Source organism: Erysipelatoclostridium sp. An173 (assembly GCF_002160495.1).
In the GTDB taxonomy this organism is placed as follows: Bacteria; Bacillota_I; Bacilli_A; order Erysipelotrichales; family Coprobacillaceae; genus Thomasclavelia; species Thomasclavelia merdavium.
Window position 1 is genome coordinate 1 of the sequence record NZ_NFKR01000044.1, and the last position, 17,708, is coordinate 17,708.

At 30.6% G+C, this 17,708-nt stretch carries 16 protein-coding genes; 2 read left to right on the plus strand and 14 right to left on the minus strand.

Annotation, left to right across the window (positions count from 1 at the left end; all coding sequences use genetic code 11):
* Positions 1 to 151: 151 nt before the first annotated feature.
* The 3 genes from B5F09_RS12815 to gltB all read right to left on the minus strand — a co-directional run bounded on the left by B5F09_RS12815 (position 152) and on the right by gltB (position 8,146).
* Positions 152 to 1,825, minus strand: a complete 1,674-nt coding sequence (locus B5F09_RS12815; protein ID WP_087374647.1) for an AAA family ATPase — start codon at positions 1,823 to 1,825, stop codon at positions 152 to 154.
* 325 nt (positions 1,826 to 2,150) lie between these two features.
* Positions 2,151 to 3,632 (minus strand): glutamate synthase subunit beta, encoded by a 1,482-nt coding sequence (locus B5F09_RS12820; RefSeq protein ID WP_087374649.1) that lies wholly within the window; start codon positions 3,630 to 3,632, stop codon positions 2,151 to 2,153.
* A 2-nt stretch (positions 3,633 to 3,634) separates the two neighbouring features.
* A complete protein-coding gene (gltB, locus tag B5F09_RS12825; protein WP_087374651.1) occupies positions 3,635 to 8,146 on the minus strand; it encodes a glutamate synthase large subunit in 4,512 nt (1,503 codons plus the stop codon).
* 293 nt (positions 8,147 to 8,439) lie between these two features.
* Between gltB and pduL the strand changes: the two genes are divergently transcribed.
* Positions 8,440 to 9,012, plus strand: a complete 573-nt coding sequence (gene pduL / locus B5F09_RS12830) for a phosphate propanoyltransferase (RefSeq protein WP_087374653.1) — start codon at positions 8,440 to 8,442, stop codon at positions 9,010 to 9,012.
* Positions 9,013 to 9,084: 72 nt separating this feature from the next.
* Entirely contained in the window at positions 9,085 to 9,723 is a 639-nt protein-coding gene (locus B5F09_RS12835) for a DUF4230 domain-containing protein (protein WP_087374654.1), read from the plus strand.
* Positions 9,724 to 9,793: 70 nt separating this feature from the next.
* On the opposite strand, the gene B5F09_RS12840 is transcribed toward B5F09_RS12835, so the two are convergent.
* The 11 genes from B5F09_RS12840 to B5F09_RS12890 form a co-directional block, all read right to left on the minus strand.
* Complete coding sequence (locus B5F09_RS12840) at positions 9,794 to 10,303, minus strand: AraC family transcriptional regulator (RefSeq protein WP_087374655.1); 510 nt, start codon at positions 10,301 to 10,303, stop codon at positions 9,794 to 9,796.
* Entirely contained in the window at positions 10,296 to 10,496 is a 201-nt protein-coding gene (locus B5F09_RS12845; RefSeq protein WP_087298571.1) for a hypothetical protein, read from the minus strand. Before B5F09_RS12845 ends, B5F09_RS12840 begins: the two co-directional genes overlap by 8 nt.
* Before the next feature lie 79 nt (positions 10,497 to 10,575).
* A complete protein-coding gene (locus tag B5F09_RS12850) occupies positions 10,576 to 10,851 on the minus strand; it encodes an HU family DNA-binding protein (RefSeq protein ID WP_087298572.1) in 276 nt (91 codons plus the stop codon).
* A gap of 87 nt (positions 10,852 to 10,938) precedes the next feature.
* Positions 10,939 to 11,961: a low specificity L-threonine aldolase gene (locus B5F09_RS12855; protein ID WP_087374657.1), complete on the minus strand. Its 1,023-nt coding sequence runs from the start codon at positions 11,959 to 11,961 to the stop codon at positions 10,939 to 10,941.
* Between the two features lie 10 nt (positions 11,962 to 11,971).
* Positions 11,972 to 12,805, minus strand: a complete 834-nt coding sequence (locus B5F09_RS12860; RefSeq protein ID WP_087298574.1) for a MurR/RpiR family transcriptional regulator — start codon at positions 12,803 to 12,805, stop codon at positions 11,972 to 11,974.
* 96 nt (positions 12,806 to 12,901) lie between these two features.
* Complete coding sequence (locus B5F09_RS12865) at positions 12,902 to 13,207, minus strand: hypothetical protein (protein ID WP_087298575.1); 306 nt, start codon at positions 13,205 to 13,207, stop codon at positions 12,902 to 12,904.
* An 89-nt stretch (positions 13,208 to 13,296) separates the two neighbouring features.
* Positions 13,297 to 14,085 (minus strand): AIM24 family protein, encoded by a 789-nt coding sequence (locus B5F09_RS12870; RefSeq protein WP_087374659.1) that lies wholly within the window; start codon positions 14,083 to 14,085, stop codon positions 13,297 to 13,299.
* 125 nt (positions 14,086 to 14,210) lie between these two features.
* Positions 14,211 to 14,555, minus strand: coding sequence for a P-II family nitrogen regulator (locus B5F09_RS12875; RefSeq protein ID WP_087298577.1), 345 nt, complete (start codon positions 14,553 to 14,555; stop codon positions 14,211 to 14,213).
* An 11-nt stretch (positions 14,556 to 14,566) separates the two neighbouring features.
* On the minus strand, positions 14,567 to 15,808 hold the full coding sequence (locus tag B5F09_RS12880) for an ammonium transporter (RefSeq protein ID WP_087374661.1): 1,242 nt from the start codon (positions 15,806 to 15,808) through the stop codon (positions 14,567 to 14,569).
* A 203-nt stretch (positions 15,809 to 16,011) separates the two neighbouring features.
* Positions 16,012 to 17,358 (minus strand): MATE family efflux transporter, encoded by a 1,347-nt coding sequence (locus tag B5F09_RS12885; protein WP_087374663.1) that lies wholly within the window; start codon positions 17,356 to 17,358, stop codon positions 16,012 to 16,014.
* Positions 17,351 to 17,635, minus strand: a complete 285-nt coding sequence (locus B5F09_RS12890; RefSeq protein WP_087374666.1) for a MarR family winged helix-turn-helix transcriptional regulator — start codon at positions 17,633 to 17,635, stop codon at positions 17,351 to 17,353. Before B5F09_RS12890 ends, B5F09_RS12885 begins: the two co-directional genes overlap by 8 nt.
* Between the last annotated feature and the right edge of the window lie 73 nt (positions 17,636 to 17,708).

Sequence of the window (17,708 nt, forward strand, 5' to 3'; positions counted from 1 at the left end):
AGATTCCACCTCACGGTGGACACCCTTGATATTGGCTAGTGGTTGGCAGTTGCGACATCACCCCCACAGTGGACTTTCACCACCTAGATATATGCCATGCCCGGCATACAAAAAGACAATTCATTTGATCATGAATTGTCTTAATAATTGTTTATGCCTTGGTAATTATACATTGTTTTTTATAAAAAGATATTCCATAGCCAATTACATTTTCATATCCTTCATCAACTAATCCTTCAATATATCGTTTTTCTATAATCTGATTACTTGCTTCTTTGCTATCTTTCCTTAGCTCTTTAATACTGCTTGAATGCTTGCATTCAATAATAATCGCTAGATCATCAATATCCATTGGCAATATTGCTAAATCAAATCTCCCTTCTCCACTTTCTCGATTTGATTTAACCTCATAGCCATCCACATTTAAAAATCCTACCATAAATCCATGATAAAAACTTTCATAATTATCATAGTAGCTAATACTACTTTTTAAAACCTGATTCAAAATCTTTTGTGCATCCTTCTCTTTGCCATCAAGTAGTTTATTTATAAACTCATTTCGATTTTCTCTTTGATATCCTTCAAACCATTTCATAAAGATATTTTCATAAATCTTTTTTACTTCTTTATTGGGAATGACCAGTTTATAGGTATCTTCTACCAGTTCATTATTTTCATATACTTTTTCTTTGATTTTTAAATATCCGGTAAACAATAGAAAACTGTAGATATCATCATTCATTGAATTTTTAAAACTCATTTCCCGATACGTTAGTTCCGGTACGATCTTTTTGATGATGCTTTTTCCATTGATCAGTTCTTCAAACTCTTCTTTCATTGTAATCGTACTGTTTTCAATATACTGTTTTACTAGATCATTGCTGCTGGTATTGGCCCAGAAGGATATCGCTTGATATTGATTATCTGATAAAACTTTTTTGATATAATTTAAAGCACTCCAGGGATTATAGATTTCTGTTTCACCAAATAAATAACCATCATACCAGTCTTTTATCTCATTTCGTTTATCGATAAGATCATAATAATCTAATAATTTATCGATTTCTTCCTGGGTAAAACCAAAACAATCTGATGCTTCTCTATCAGTAATATTTCTAACTATAAAATTATTAAGACCGGTAAAGATGCTTTCTTTTGATATTCTAAGACATCCAGTCAATACCCCTCTTTCCAGGGCATCATTGGTTTTTAAAGCTGATGAAAAGACACTTCTTAAAAAATCTACCATTTCATCATAATAACCATGATTATAAGCACTTTGTAATGGTACATCATATTCATCAATTAATATTATTACTTTTTTTCTATAATATTTATTTAAAATTATACTTATATTATATAGTGCTTCTTTAATTTCGTCGAGATTTGCATTTACATTATAATATTTTTCCAGCCAGCTTTTATCTCTATAATTCAATAATGGACTATCAATAATCCTATCTATATATTTATTTATGATGCCTGATATAATTGATGAAAACTTATATATTTGTGATTTAAAATTATTATTATTCATATCTTTTAAAGTCAAAAAGATAACCGGATACTGATTTTGATGTTTTAGGATTTCTTTATCTTTTGATATATTCAATCCTTTAAATAAATAACTGTTTTCTTTTTCCTGATTTGAAAAGAAATAATAAAGCATGCTTAGATTCAATGTCTTTCCAAATCTTCTCGGTCTGTTATACATCATTACTTTATCAGATATTACATCTTCAATAAGCATTGTTTTATCTACATAATAATAATTATTATCTATTAACTCTTTAAAATTTTCAGTTCCAGTACTTATTCGCTTCATGCTTATCCCTCCAACAGTAATTTTATTATTATGTTATTATTGTATCATAACCAATTTTAAAAGTCATTGAATTGAAAATTACAGCTATATTCACTAATTATCATAATATAGACTTACTATTATTTTTCTTATCTATTTTATAATTTTCAACAAATTTTTATTAATTTTGGATTTATCTAAACTTGATCACATGGCTGTGTCTAATGGTTAATCAAGTCAAATTTTATAAATAAAAACTGTACATTTATAATCATAATAATTATTTTTCAAAAAAAGACTGTTGACAAAATATAGTCAACAGTCAAACATAATATATGCGAATCTTTTATAAATTACTATATCCCATTAAATCAATATCAACACTACGAGCCACTTCACGGCCTTCTTTAATAGCCCATACTACTAAAGATTGTCCGCGTCGCATATCACCTGCAACATATAAGTTTTTAATATTAGTTTGATAATTTTGATCACTTAATACATTTCCTCGTGGCGCTACTTTTATACCAAAAGCTTTAGCTACATGATCTTCACAGCCAATAAATCCTGCCGCTATTAATACTAAATCTACATCAATAGTTTTTTCACTACCGCTTACTGGTACCATTTCTACACGTTTAGTTTCTTTATTTTCTTTTGGTTCTAATGATATCAATATTGCCTGTTTAACGTTACCTTTTTTATCTAAAATAAACTCTTTAACTGTTGTTTGATAACAACGAGGATCATGACCAAAAATGGCAATTGCTTCTTCTTGACCATAATCAGTCTTTTTAATTCGTGGCCATTGTGGCCATGGATTATCTTCACTACGAATTTCAGGTAATTCTGGCATCATTTCTAATTGCATAACGCTTTTACACCCTAAACGAATCGCTGTGGCAACACAATCATTACCAGTATCACCACCACCAATAACTAGCACATTTTTATCTTTAGTATTTACATATTTTTGATCTTTTAAATCACTATTTAATAATGATTTTGTTACCATCGTTAAATAATCAACGGCATAATATATTCCTTTACCTTGGCGCCCAGGTACCTCAATATTACGAGCCTTTCTTGAGCCACACGCTAAAATTACACGATCATATTGATTCAACAGATCTTTTACCTGTTCTTTAGTTTCAATACCGCAATTAGTTTTAAAAATAACTCCTTCAGCTTTCATTATTGCTACTCGACAGTCAATAACATCTTTTTCTAGCTTCATATTAGGAATTCCATACATTAATAAACCGCCAATACGATCATCTCGTTCATATACAGTAACTTGATAACCACGTTTATTTAGCTGATCAGCAGCAGCTAATCCTGCTGGCCCAGAACCAATTATTGCAATTCTTTTATCGATTCTTTGTTTTGGTGGACATGGTTTGATTAAACCTTTTTCATATGCATCTTCAATGATACCATGCTCATTTTCTTTGACTGTTACTGGCTCACCATTTAAACCACAAGTACAAGCTGCTTCACATAAAGCCGGGCAAACACGAGAAGTAAATTCTGGAAAATTATTAGTTTTCAACAATCTAGATAAAGCCTGTTTATAATTATTGTGATAAACCAGATCATTCCATTCTGGTATCAAATTATTTAACGGACAACCCGAAACCATCCCCTCAAGCATTTTACCTGATTGACAAAATGGTACACCACAATCCATGCATCGTGCTCCTTGACAGGCTTGTTGGTCTTTATTTAAATGAATATGAAATTCTTTAAAATTTGAAATTCGCTTTTGAGGTTCTACTTCCTCACTTACCTTACGTTCTATTTCTAAAAATCCAGTTGGTTTTCCCATGTTTACGCCTCCTTTCTAACTTCATTAAAAGCTTCTATTTTAGCTTGTTCATTTGATAAACCTTGCTTTTCATAATATTTTATTAATTCAATCATCCGTTTATAATCATGAGGTACAACTTTTTTAAACAAGGTAACTTCTTGACCAAAGTTATCTAAGATTCTTTTAGCAACCGCTGATTTAGTATGTTCATAATGTTTTGAAATCAATTTTCGTAACTGCTCTTCATCATATTTACTAGTTACTGCACTATACATAACTAGTTCCTTGTTGATTCGTGAATATAAACGATTATCAGGATCATATACATAGGCAATTCCTCCTGACATTCCAGCAGCAAAGTTACGACCTGTTTTACCTAAAACAACAACTAAACCACCTGTCATATATTCAAGGCCATGATCACCTACTCCTTCAACAACTGCTGTTGCTCCAGAATTACGTACAGCAAAACGTTCTCCTGCAATACCATTGATATACGCTTGTCCTGATGTTGCACCATACAAAGCAACATTACCAACAATAATATTTTCTTCAGCATTAAAATTAGAATTATCTGGTGGTACTACTACTAATTTTCCACCTGATAGACCTTTTCCAAAATAATCATTACTATCACCATGTAATGATAAAGTTAATCCTTTAGGGATAAAAGCTCCAAAGCTTTGACCACCTGAACCATAACAGTTAACAGTAAAGGTATCATCATCTAATTTATTATTATATTTTTTGGTAATTTCTGATCCAAATAATGTTCCTAAAGTACGATCGATATTCGATACTTCAATATCTATTTGCGCTTTTTGATTATTTTCTAATGCTTGTTTAAATTGTTTTAATAAGATAGTTGTATCTTTAACTTCATTTAGTTTAAAGTCATAATTATTTTTTGGATTATGATGAGTTTCTTTTGAATTAACAAATGGATTATTGATAATCTTTGATAAATCAACATTTTTAACATCAGGTCTTAATTCTAATAAATCACTACGTCCTACCATTTCATCAATTGTTCTAAAACCAAGCATCGCCATATATTCTCTTAACTCTTGAGCTACAAAGCGCATAAAGTTTTCTACATATTCAGGTTTACCGGTAAATCTTTTTCTTAAAATTGGATTTTGAGTAGCAACGCCTACTGGACAAGTATCTAAGTTACAAACTCTCATCATGACACATCCCATCGTTACTAATGGTGCTGTTGCAAAACCATATTCTTCAGCACCTAATAATGTAGCGATAGCCAAATCACGACCAGTCATTAATTTACCATCAGTTTCTAAAACTACGCGTCCTCGAAGATCATTCATAATTAATGTTTGATGAGCTTCAGCAAGACCTAACTCCCAAGGTAAACCGGCATTATAAACTGAATTTCTTGGTGCTGCTCCAGTACCACCATCATAACCAGAAATCAATATAACTCCAGCACCAGCTTTAGCAACACCAGCAGCTACAGTTCCAACTCCAGCTTCTGAAACAAGTTTAACTGAAATTCGAGCATCTTGATTAGCGTTTTTCAAGTCATAAATTAATTGTGCCAAATCTTCAATAGAATAAATATCATGATGCGGTGGAGGTGAAATCAAACCAACGCCTGGCGTACTATGACGTGTTTTAGCAATCCATGGATAAACTTTTCCAGCTGGCAATTGACCTCCTTCACCTGGTTTAGCTCCTTGAGCCATTTTAATTTGAATTTCTTTAGCTGAACATAAATATTCTGATGTTACCCCAAAACGTCCTGAAGCAACCTGCTTAATTGCTGAACATTTACTATCACCATTTTCATCAGGAATAAAACGACTAGGATCTTCGCCACCTTCACCACTATTTGACTTCCCTTTTAAGCGATTCATTGCAATTGCCATTGTTTCATGAGCTTCTTTAGAAATTGAACCATAAGACATTGCTCCTGTTTTAAAACGCTGAACAATTTTTTCAACACTTTCAACTTCATCAATAGGAATTGATTTAGTCTTTTTAAACTGCAATAATCCTCGTAAATTTAAGTCTTTTCCTTCTTCATCAATCATAGCTGAATATTCTTTGAATAATTGATAATCACCTTTACGCGTTGCTAATTGTAGTTTATGGATCGTTTGTGGATTATATAAATGTTCTTCTTTTCCACTACGTTCTTTATGATCACCGCGACTATCTAGTGTAATATCAACTCCAAGTCCTAATGGATCATAAACACGACTATGACGATAATCAACATCATCTTCAATATCCTTAATTGTTTTTCCTTCAATTCGAGAAACTGTTTTTGGGAAATATTTATCAACAAATTCTTTTGCTAGTCCAATTGCTTCAAAATTTTGAGAACCACGATATGATTGAATCGTTGAAATTCCCATTTTAGAAGCAATTTTAACAATACCATGTAAAATTCCCTCATTATAATCATCAACAGCTGCATAATAGTCTTTATCCAATAAACCTTCATCAATTAATTCAAAAATAGTATCTTGAGCCAAGTAACCATTAACAGCACTAGCCCCATATCCAATCAACGTAGCATAATGATGAACTTCTCTTGGTTCTGCTGATTCAATAATCAAAGCCACAGACATTCTCTTTTTAGTATTTACTAAATGTTCATTCATAGCGGCTACTGCTAATAATGAAGGAATTGGAACATGATTTTCATCAACGCCACGATCAGATAAAATCAAAATATTAGCACCACCATGATAAGCTTTGTCCGCTTCAACAAACAATTTATCTAAAGCTTTTTCAAGTGAAGTATTTTTATAATATAAAATTGATAATACGGCAACTTTAAAACCATCTTTTTTAATATTCTTTATTTTCAATAAATCAGTATTACTTAAAATTGGATTTTCAATTTTAAGTAAACGACAATTTTGCTCATTATCATTTAAGATATTTCCTTCACTACCAATGCAAAGTGATGTTGAAGTAATAATTTCTTCTCTAATCGCATCAATTGGTGGATTGGTAACCTGAGCAAATAATTGTTTAAAATAGTTAAATAATGGTGGATGTTGTTTTGATAATATCGCTAATGGTCCATCATTACCCATTGCCACAACTTCTTCACTACCATTTAAAGCCATCTTTTTAATATAAGTATTTACATCTTCATAACTATAACCATATATTTTTTGTAGTTTGGTCAATTCATCACCTTGATAACGTTCTACACGAGCATTAGGAATACGCATATCTTTTAGTTTAATTAAATTGCTTTCAAGCCATTCACCATATGGTTGTTTATGAGCATAACTTTCTTTTAAATCATTATCTTCAATTAACTTACCAGCTTTAGTATCTACTAATAACATTTTTCCAGGACGAAGTCGATCTTTTACTACGATATCTTCAGGTGGTATATCCAAAGCTCCGACTTCTGATGATAATACTAAATAATCATCTTTAGTAATATAGTAGCGTGATGGTCTTAGTCCATTACGATCTAAAACTGCCCCCATTACTTCACCATCACTAAACAAGATTGAAGCTGGACCATCCCATGGTTCCATTAAAGTAGAATTATATTCATAAAAATCTTTCTTTGCTTGTGACATACTTTTGTCATTTTCAAACGGTTCTGGAATACACATCATAACTGCTCGTGGTAATTCCATCCCAGACATTACTAAAAATTCTAAAGTATTGTCTAACATAGCTGAATCAGAACCATCAACATCTACTACTGGATACACTTTATTAGTATCTAATAAATCTGTTTCCATGATTTCTTCACGGCAAAGCATGTTATTAGCATTTCCCTTGATGGTATTAATTTCACCATTATGAACTATAAAACGATTAGGATGGGCTCTTTGCCATGATGGCATGGTATTTGTTGAAAAACGCGAATGAACTAATGCAATAGCACTTTTATATTCTTCATCTTGTAAATCAACAAAAAATGAACGTAATTGACCAACTAAAAACATTCCTTTATATACAATTGTTCGTGATGAAAAAGAACATACGTAAGTATTATCAAAATTACTTTGTTCAAATATTCTTCTTACTTGATAAAGCTTACGATCAAAAGAAATTCCTTTAGCGACATCTTCTGGTTTCTTTATAAAACATTGCCAAATTGATGGCATTGCTTCTAAAGCTTTTTTACCTAATACCTCAGGAACTGTCGGCACCTTTCGCCAACCTAAAAATTCCATTCCTTCTTTTTTCACAATTGTTTCTAACATTCTTTTAACTCGATTACGTAAATGTTCTTCTATTGGTAAAAAAAGCATTCCCACACCATAGCATCCTTCTAATGGTAAGGAAAAATCTTTAATAGTTTTCTTAAAATAACTATATGGTACTTGAGTTAAAATTCCAACACCATCACCAGTTTCCCCTAAAGCGTCCTTACCGGCACGATGTTCTAATTGTTCAACGATTTTCAAGGCATTACTTACTGTTATATGCGTCTTTACTCCTTTTATGTTGACAACAGCACCAATACCACAATTATCATGTTCAAAAGATTTGTCATATAAGCCAAGATTTCTATTTTCGTTCATATCGGTTCCCCCTTTTTTTGTAGCCTCATAATACACTATTTCGATTAAAGTGTAAAGATAGGTGTTATTTTTAGGAATTTCCTAATTTTATCGTATTTTAGCGTTATTTTATGCCATTTTTATTGCAAAACAACTATTTTTTAGCACTGTTAATAATTATTTTTTACTAATTTAATAAATTTTTCTATTTAAAAAAATTTAATTTTTTTTAAATTTTTCATCCTTTTTCTACTAACTTCTTGAAAATAACATTAAAAAGAGTAATATATAATAAAGAAAAAGGAGAATTAACTATGGCAAAAAAATTTATCGTAGAAACTTCAGCAAGACATGTTCATTTATCAAACAGCGATCTTGAAACATTATTTGGTAAAGGTTACCAATTAACAAACAAAAAAGATTTATCTCAACCAGGGCAATTTGCTTGTGCAGAAAAAGTTACAGTAGTTGGTCCAAAAGGGGAACAAAAAATGTCAGTTTTAGGTCCAACAAGAAATGCTACTCAAGTTGAAATTTCATTAACTGATGCTCGTTCTTTAGGTTTTAATGCTTTAATTAGAGAATCTGGAGATATCGAAGGAACTGCTGGATGTAAAATTATTGGACCAGCTGGTGAAGTTGAAATTCCTTGTGGTGTAATTGCCGCAAAACGTCATATCCATATGACACCCGCAGATGCCAATGAATTTGGGGTTAAAGATAAAGATGTTGTTAGTGTAAAAATCGAAACTGAAGGACGTTCATTAACTTTTGGTGATGTAGTATGTCGTGTAAGTGATAGCTATGCCCTTGCAATGCATATTGATACTGATGAATCAAACGCTGCTGGATGTGGTCGTGAAGTTTATGGAACAATTGTTGAATAAAAAAGCCTAACGGCTTTTTTTTATCGTAACTTTTGTCGAATTATGTTATAATCCAAAAGTGTAGGTGATATGATGAAAATTTTAGATATGTTAGGTAAAACAAAAAAAGCAATTGGTGGTTTAATTGCCATTTTCATAGTTTGTGCATTGATCTTTTTTGCAGGAACTAGATTTGCAAGTAATAGTGATGAACCAGAAATCACTTCAACTGGAATCACTCAACAACTTCAAGATATTGAAGAATTAGCCACTTTATCATATAACTATACTAAAGTTGGTGAATTCTCTAATAGTTTACAATTTAATGGCTGGGATATTCCATTAACACAAAAAAGTTTTTTAATTACATATGATGGACAATTAAAAGCTGGAATCAAAATGGATAAAATCAAAGTAGATGTTTCTAATGACAATATTACTGTTTCCATCCCTGATATAGAAATTTTAAGTAATGAAATTGATGAAAGCAGTATTGAAGTTTATGATGAATCACGTAATATTTTTAATCCTATTTCTGTCAATGATTATGCAACTTTCGCAACTAGTCAAAAAGAAGCTGTTGAAGCTGAAGCCATTGAAAATGGTCTATTGTCTCAAGCAGCTACTAAGACTCAAGATACTATAAAAAAATATTTAAATGCTATTCCAGGCATTGAAGGTAATTATCAAATTGATGTTAAGTTTATTGAAAGTAACAGTGATAAAGAATAACTAATACTTTATTAAAAATATTTATAGTCAAAAAGATTTCTCTTTCATTTTATAAGAGAAATCTTTTTTATTAAGCACTTTTGCTTTTAGAAGATTTAATATGATTAAAAGTTGCCTGATTTATATACTGCTTTAATGTCATATTTAAATTTTCTTTAAATAATTTGCGCACATAACCTTCAGAAATATTAAATTTTTGACTAATCTTTGATACTGTTAAATATTCATCATCATTTTCATCGATAAATCTCAATATTTCAACAATCATATTTTTATGTTTAGTTTCGATAACATTTCTTTTTTTACAACTTAAATTTTCCAGTAACAAAAAAACAAGCATTTTAATATAACTATTAATTCTAATATCATCATGGCTATCTGTATTATAAAATCTGATAATCTCTAATATTTTTTCTAAAATAATTTTATTTATATAATCATCAGGCTGTCTAAAATATATTTTATCAATATCTCGATAACACTTCTTTAAATAATCATAATCTATCTGCAATGTATAACCTTTGTAATACTCTTGCATAAAATCAGGTTGAATTTCATGTATTATCTTAGAGTTAATCACATAGTTTTCCAGCAGTTATTGTTTTAATATCACCATCGATCCATAAATCAAAATTACCATATAAAGGTACTAATATTTCAACGCTTTGATGACAATGTTTTCCAATGGCTTTACCATTAAAATTTTCAAAATAAAAATCATGTAATTTTGTTGGTAAATTATGATTATGCTCTATTTTTTCATACTTATACATTATTTCACCTTCATTTATTTTCACATTACTAAATCACAAATAATACAAAAAAATGGCCTAATAGACCATTTTAGAAAACTTATTTATTTACAGCGTTTTTTAAAGCCGTACTAGGTTTAAAAGCTGGTGCTTTACTAGCTGCAATAGTCATTGGTTCACCAGTTCTTGGATTACGACCAGTTCTTTCTCCTCTTTCACGTACTTCAAAATTACCGAAACCTTTTAATGATACTTTTTCACCTTTAGTTAAAGCATCAGTTACTACATCAACAAATGAAGTAATTACTTTATCAACATCTGTTTTTGTCATTTCTGTACTTGAAGCAATCGCTTCGATTAATTCAGCTTTGTTCATATTAATTTCTCCTCGTATTATTTTTATATAGGAACAATCCTACAATTATTATATTACTTATTAACAATCATTACAAGTTTTAATCGATTAATCAACAAATTCTTGATTTATTTTTTCAACAAAATTTTCAACTGCTTCTTGTGGTGTTGCCCAAGATGTAACTAGGCGGATACAGTGATGATCATCATCGATTTTATCCATAATATTAAAACTAAAATCCTTTTGCAATTCTTTAATTAGTTTATCATTTACAATTGGAAACAACTGATTAGTAGGTGAATCAACATACATTTTAAAATTCTTTAACCCAGCCCGTAATAAATCAGCCATTTCATTTTCATATTGCCCAATTTCTAAATAAAGATTATTACTAAAAAGTTCTTTAAATTGCACTCCTAGCAATCTGCCTTTAGCTAACATTGCTCCTTTTTGTTTAATATTATAACGAAAATCTGGTTTTAAATCATCATTAATAATTACTAAACATTCTCCAAATAAAGCTCCCATTTTGGTACCGCCTATATAAAAGGCATCGCTATATTTAGCTAAATTGGCTAATGAAGGCGTATTTTCTATTGCCAAAGCACTTCCAAGTCGAGCCCCATCAACAAATAAGTATAACTGATGTTCTTGACAAGTTTTATAGATTGCTTTTAATTCATCAAGATAATATACAGAACCATATTCAGTTGATTGAGAGATATAAACCATCTTAGGTTGTACCATATGTTCATCTGGATGTTGATTTAAAATATCAACAATCATATCTGGTGTTAATTTTCCATTTTTATGAGGAACTGTTAATACTTTATGTCCAGTAGCTTCAATTGCCCCTGTTTCATGAACATTAATATGCCCGCTATCAACAGCAATAACAGCCTGATAAGGTTTTAAAGCCGATGAAATTAAAACAGCATTAGTTTGGGTTCCCCCAACTAGATAATGAACATCAACGTTATCATTTTGTAATTGTTTTTTTAATAACATTGTTGCTTCCTTGCAATATTTATCTAAACCATAACCATCGCATTGCTCTAAATTTGTTTTAATTAAGGCTTCCATTATTTTTGGATGAGCTCCTTCACTATAATCATTTGTAAAACTATACATAAAAATCCTCCTATCTTCTTGGATATAACAATCCATACCTTACATATAAAACATCAAAAAAAGTTTTTAAAACAGTTGTTCCTGAAATTGATGACTCTGTAAAATCACTCTCTTTTCCATGAACAATAAATGTCTTATCGGCCTGCTTTATAACTTCACTATCAGGATTTAAAGTAACCAAAATTACTTTAGCACCTCGATTTTTTATTGATGTAATTAAATCACCGATTGGATGAACCCGTGCTCGAACAGATAATACAATGGCAACACTATCTTCATCAAGCAATTCAATTCGCTGACTATCATCACCACGATCAGCAAAAGCATATGAAAATTTACCTAGTTTAACTAATTTAAATTGAATATCAGAAGCTAAAATTTTATTAAACTGAAAGCCAAAAAAATGTAACTTTTTTGCATCATAAATAATATCACATAATCGATCTATTTCATGAATATCAATATATTTTTTACTTTCAATCAATGAATCAATTGTCAACCCATAAACAAGATCTACACATTTTTGTGGATTTTGATGAATAGCTACTAAATCTTCAGGTTCCATTTTTATTTCATGACTTGCTTGCCGCAGTCCATCTTGAACTTCTTTTTTAAAATCCGCAAAATTATCACATTTCAATGCTTTACAAAATCTTGAAATCGTTGCTGGTGAAGTATAACACAAATCAGCTAATTCATTAATCGATATATCAGGAATTTTTTCAATATTATTTAAAACCTGATAACAAATTGTATAATACATATCTTGACTATATGAAGCGTTAATATATGTAAGTAAATTATACAAAATATCGACTTCACTATTTTCTTTTCTTTTTGTCATGACTCCCACCTCCCTACTTCATTATACACAATTTACTTTTAAAATAAAAACCTATTTGTTTTTAAAGGACAACCGCTAAAACGATTGTCCTTCAACTTAATCATTAAAATACGTAAACTCTAAACAATATACTAATTCATCAAACATCTTAGTATTAAAACCATAACAATCACAATCATCCATTTCGCCATTCCAATCATTATTAAGCTGATCTAATAACGGTTGAACTTCTTCAGGCTTTAAATCCACTGTAATATAAAATTCACTATGATCTTTTATTGGCTGATATGGTCGATTAGGTGAGATTGAAAAATCAGGATTAATATCTAATAATTTCTTTTTAACTTGTTGATAATCTTTATCTTGTTCACTTGATATTACAACATGTAACCTAGCCAACATAAATTCCTCCTTACATTTTAATTATATTATAATGATTTAACTCAAAAAATAAAAGACTGAGATTAATATTAATCCCAATCTATATATTACTACTCAGTTGTTCGCCAGAACATAGCTTCATCACCAACTGGCGCCAATAACACTTTGCCACTCCCACGATAAACGTTAACTAAGCCTTCTCCTGAAGCAGCAGAACCGATCAGTGTTTTTCCTGATCTTTCTACTGTAAAATCTAGAGTGCCGCTCCAAGCTATCGCCATGTTTCCATCTATTTTTAAAACGTCATTATTTAAAGTCACTTCAATTAATTCTTCTCTTGGACATTTAGATTCTAAACAAATTATTCCACTACCAAAAATTCCTAAATTAAAAAGGCCTTCATTTCCAGCTACAGTAGATGATATATTAGAACGAGCTACTGCTTTATGTTGTAATGATGATTCGCAAGCTAAAAATAAACCATCATCTAAAACAATTGATTGCTCCCACTCTTTAGTATCAATCAATAAAATATGTTTATAAGTTGGCTCCAGTATTAATAACCCATTACCAGTATATTCTGGTTTAATAGCAGATTCACCAGTAACTTTCCCCCTAACAGCTTTAGAAAATAAATCACCAACACCTTTAATGCCAGTAGTTGCATTTACTTCCCCTACCATCCACTGCATTGCTCCAGCCTGGATAGTAATATTACTTTGAGCAACACGACAAATTACCTGTCTTTTTCTAACATTCATCTTATCTGCAAAATAAGCCATCTGAGCGTTTTGCGGTGTCACACTTAAATCTTTTTGATACTCAATAACTGAAAAAGGTCCTTTACTATCAATTATCGAAACATCATCATTATCCCAAAAGTTCTTTACATTAAACATCTTCTCATCCCTTCTTTCTATATTAATTATAATTTTATCACAAAAATAGCTATAAATCAGTTACTTAAAAAATCTAAACAAATATCATAAAATAGCACATATTAAAAGCCAGCCATAGCTGACTTTTAATTAATAGCATCACTGCCAGTTTCTCCAGTTCTTATTCTTAAAGCACTCTTTAAGTTATAGCTAATAATTTTTCCATCACCAGGATTACCTGTAAATGCAGCTTTTTTAATTGCTGCAATGGTTTTAGCTTCCCAGTTTTCATCACTAACAATTATTTCAAATTTAATTTTTGGTAACATATTTACTTCTATTTCATTACCACGAACAATTTCAGTATACCCTTTTTGGATTCCACATCCCATTACTTGATAAACCGTTATTCCATGGACTTCAATTTGTGATAGTGCTTCTTTGACATCTTCAAACTTTTCTTCACGAATATATGCTTCTATTTTAATCATATGAACACCTCCTAATCCAATCCATTAAATGATGGATATGCAGTTTCATTATGTTGAGAAATATCCAAACCAATTTGTTCTTCTCGTTTTTCTACTCTTAAAGTAGTAAATAAACGAACAATAGCAATACAAATAAGTGTTCCAGCAACAGCTACTAAAATAGTTACTAAAATACTAATAATTTGAGCTACTAATAATTGGGTATCACCAAAAAATAATCCATTCCATCTTGCTACACTGTTAATTGATGTTTGAGCAAATAATCCTGTAGCAATTCCGCCCCAGATACCACCAATTCCATGACATCCAAATGCATCTAATGCATCATCGTAGCCAAAACGTTTTTTACCTTTAGATATCATCAAATAGCAAATCGGACTACCAACTAAACCAATAATAATCGCTGACCAGATAGGAACATAACCGGCTCCTGGTGTAATAGCTACTAGACCAACTATTAATCCAGTAACACTACCAACAAGAGTTGGTTTTTTGTTCATCCATACGTCCATAGCCATCCAAGATAACATTCCAGCAGCTGCTGAAACTGCAGTAGTCATAAAAGCATGAACTGCAAGTCCATTAGCTTTTAAAGCACTTCCGGCATTAAAACCAAACCATCCAAATAACAATAAACTAGCGCCTAATACTACAAATGGAATATTATGGATACGATATTTAGCATGATCATAATCTTTACGTTTACCTAAAACAATACATAAGATTAAAGCACTTACTCCTGAACTAATATGGACAACATTACCACCAGCAAAATCTACTGAACCTATTTTAGCCAAAATGCCACCAAGTCCCCAGACCATGTGAGCCATTGGATAATAGACTATTGTTGACCAAGCGATAATAAAGATAAATAATGCTTTAAATTTCATTCTTCCAGCAACTGCTCCAGTTATCAAGGCTGGTGTAATAATTGCAAACATCATTTGAAAAGCAGCATATTCTAAACTAGGAATAGAATCTGCATAACTACCGGGCTGCAAACCAATGCCATTTAACCCCAAAAAGCTTAAATCACCAATAATTCCAAAGTGATCGTTGCCAAATGCTAGTGAATATCCAAATAATACCCACATTACCATTGCAATACCGATTACAAATATTGATGTCATCATTGTATTAACAACATTTTTTCTTCTAACCATACCCCCATAGAAGAAAGCTAAACCAGGTGTCATTAATAATACTAATGCTGCACAAATCAATATAAATCCTGTGTCGCCTGTATTAATCATATTTATTCCCCCTTATCATTTATGATTACGTTTTTAAGTATAAATGATAAATTATTATTATGCAAGTATATTTTTATTATTAATTATTAAAATATTACCTTTACAGCATCTTTTACCTAAAAAAGTATCTAAATATATAATAATAGCTGTTAACTTAGTTAACAGCTATATGATCTTGCATACTACCCTAATATAATTTTATACTAATCAGTAGTTTGTAAATGCTTTTTTATAAATGACTTAAATGAAAAACTATTAGTAATAGTAGTTAATAAATCAGAAATTGGTTCTGCAAGCATTACTGCTAAAACTCCATTAGAAATAACATTAGGTAAGAAATAAATTAATGGAATCAATAAAATTATCTTTCGATAAAAAGCAAAGAAAAATGATCTTTTACCAAATCCAAGTGAAGTATAAGTTTGTTGGAAAGTTGAATTAGCACCCATAATAATAAAGCCAAAAACATATACTCTTAACATCCAGCTTGCTAGTTCAACCAATTCCGGGTCGTTAGCAAACAATTGAACAAATAAACTTGGGAATAATTCCATTAATAAAACACCAACAATTGAATACGTTAATGCTGCCTTTAAAGCTAGCGAAATTGTTTTTTTAACTCGATCATATTTACCTGCGCCATAATTATAACTAATAATTGGCTGCGTAGCTTGGGCAATTCCTTCCATTGGCAGTGATAGTATTTGTGACATTGACATCATAATTGTCATCGCACTAACAGCAATATCGCCACCATAAAATAATAATTGGCGGTTAAATGAAACTTGCAAAATACCTTCTGTCGAGCTCATAAAAAATGGTGATAATCCTAATCCAAACACTCTTTTCATGACATTTAAATCATATTCTAGTGATTTTTTCGTTAATCTTAACATAGTTTTTTTACCAAAGAAGAAACCTAAAACCCATAAACAAGATACAAATTGTGAAATAACAGTGGCAACAGCCGCTCCAGCAACCCCCATATCAAAAAGAAAAATAAATACCGGATCTAAAATAATATTTAATATACCACCTAATAATAAAGTGAACATACCATATTTAGCAAAACCCTGGGCATTAATAAAATAATTTAATCCCACACTTAATTGCGCAAAAATAGTTCCCCAGCTATAAATTCGTAAATATTGTAAGGCATAGTCCAGTGTATTTTCACTTGCCCCAAACAACATTAAAATCTGGGTACCAAATAGATTTAAAATAACAATAATAATAACTGATGTAATCATTAAACTTTTAAAACAATTCCCTAAAATTTTTTGTGCTTCTTCAGTATTTTTTTCACCTAAGCGAATGGAAGCTAATGGTGCCCCACCACGGCCAAATAAATTAGTAACTGCTGTAATTATTGTAATAATTGAAGTACATAAACCAATTCCAGCAATTGCTAATGAACTATTGGGTAATCTGCCAATATAAATTCGATCAACTAGATTATAAATTAAAGTTGTTAACTGAGCTAATATTGATGGGATAGCTAGTGAAATTAATAATGTAGATATTTTTTCATTTTCTAGTCGTTCATTCATTAATTTTCCCTCCTATATTTTGATACATTTTACTTAAATAGTAGTTAAAATTTTCTTTATCTTCTTTACTCATTCCCTGGTAAACTTGTTTAGTATAATAACTTTGAACATCTTGAATTTTAGTAATCAATTCACTTGCTTCATCAGTAATTTTTAAAATATTACATCTTCTATTTTTAGGATCCGTTTCGCGATTTAAAAAACCTCGTTTTACTAATTTTTCAACCGCAATGGAAACATGAGTGAGTATTTCACTAAAAAGATGACAGCGTTTCACTCATTTGATGACGTCATCACACTAGTGTGATGATAAAAATAGTCACTATAGATTTGACCATAGTGACATTTTT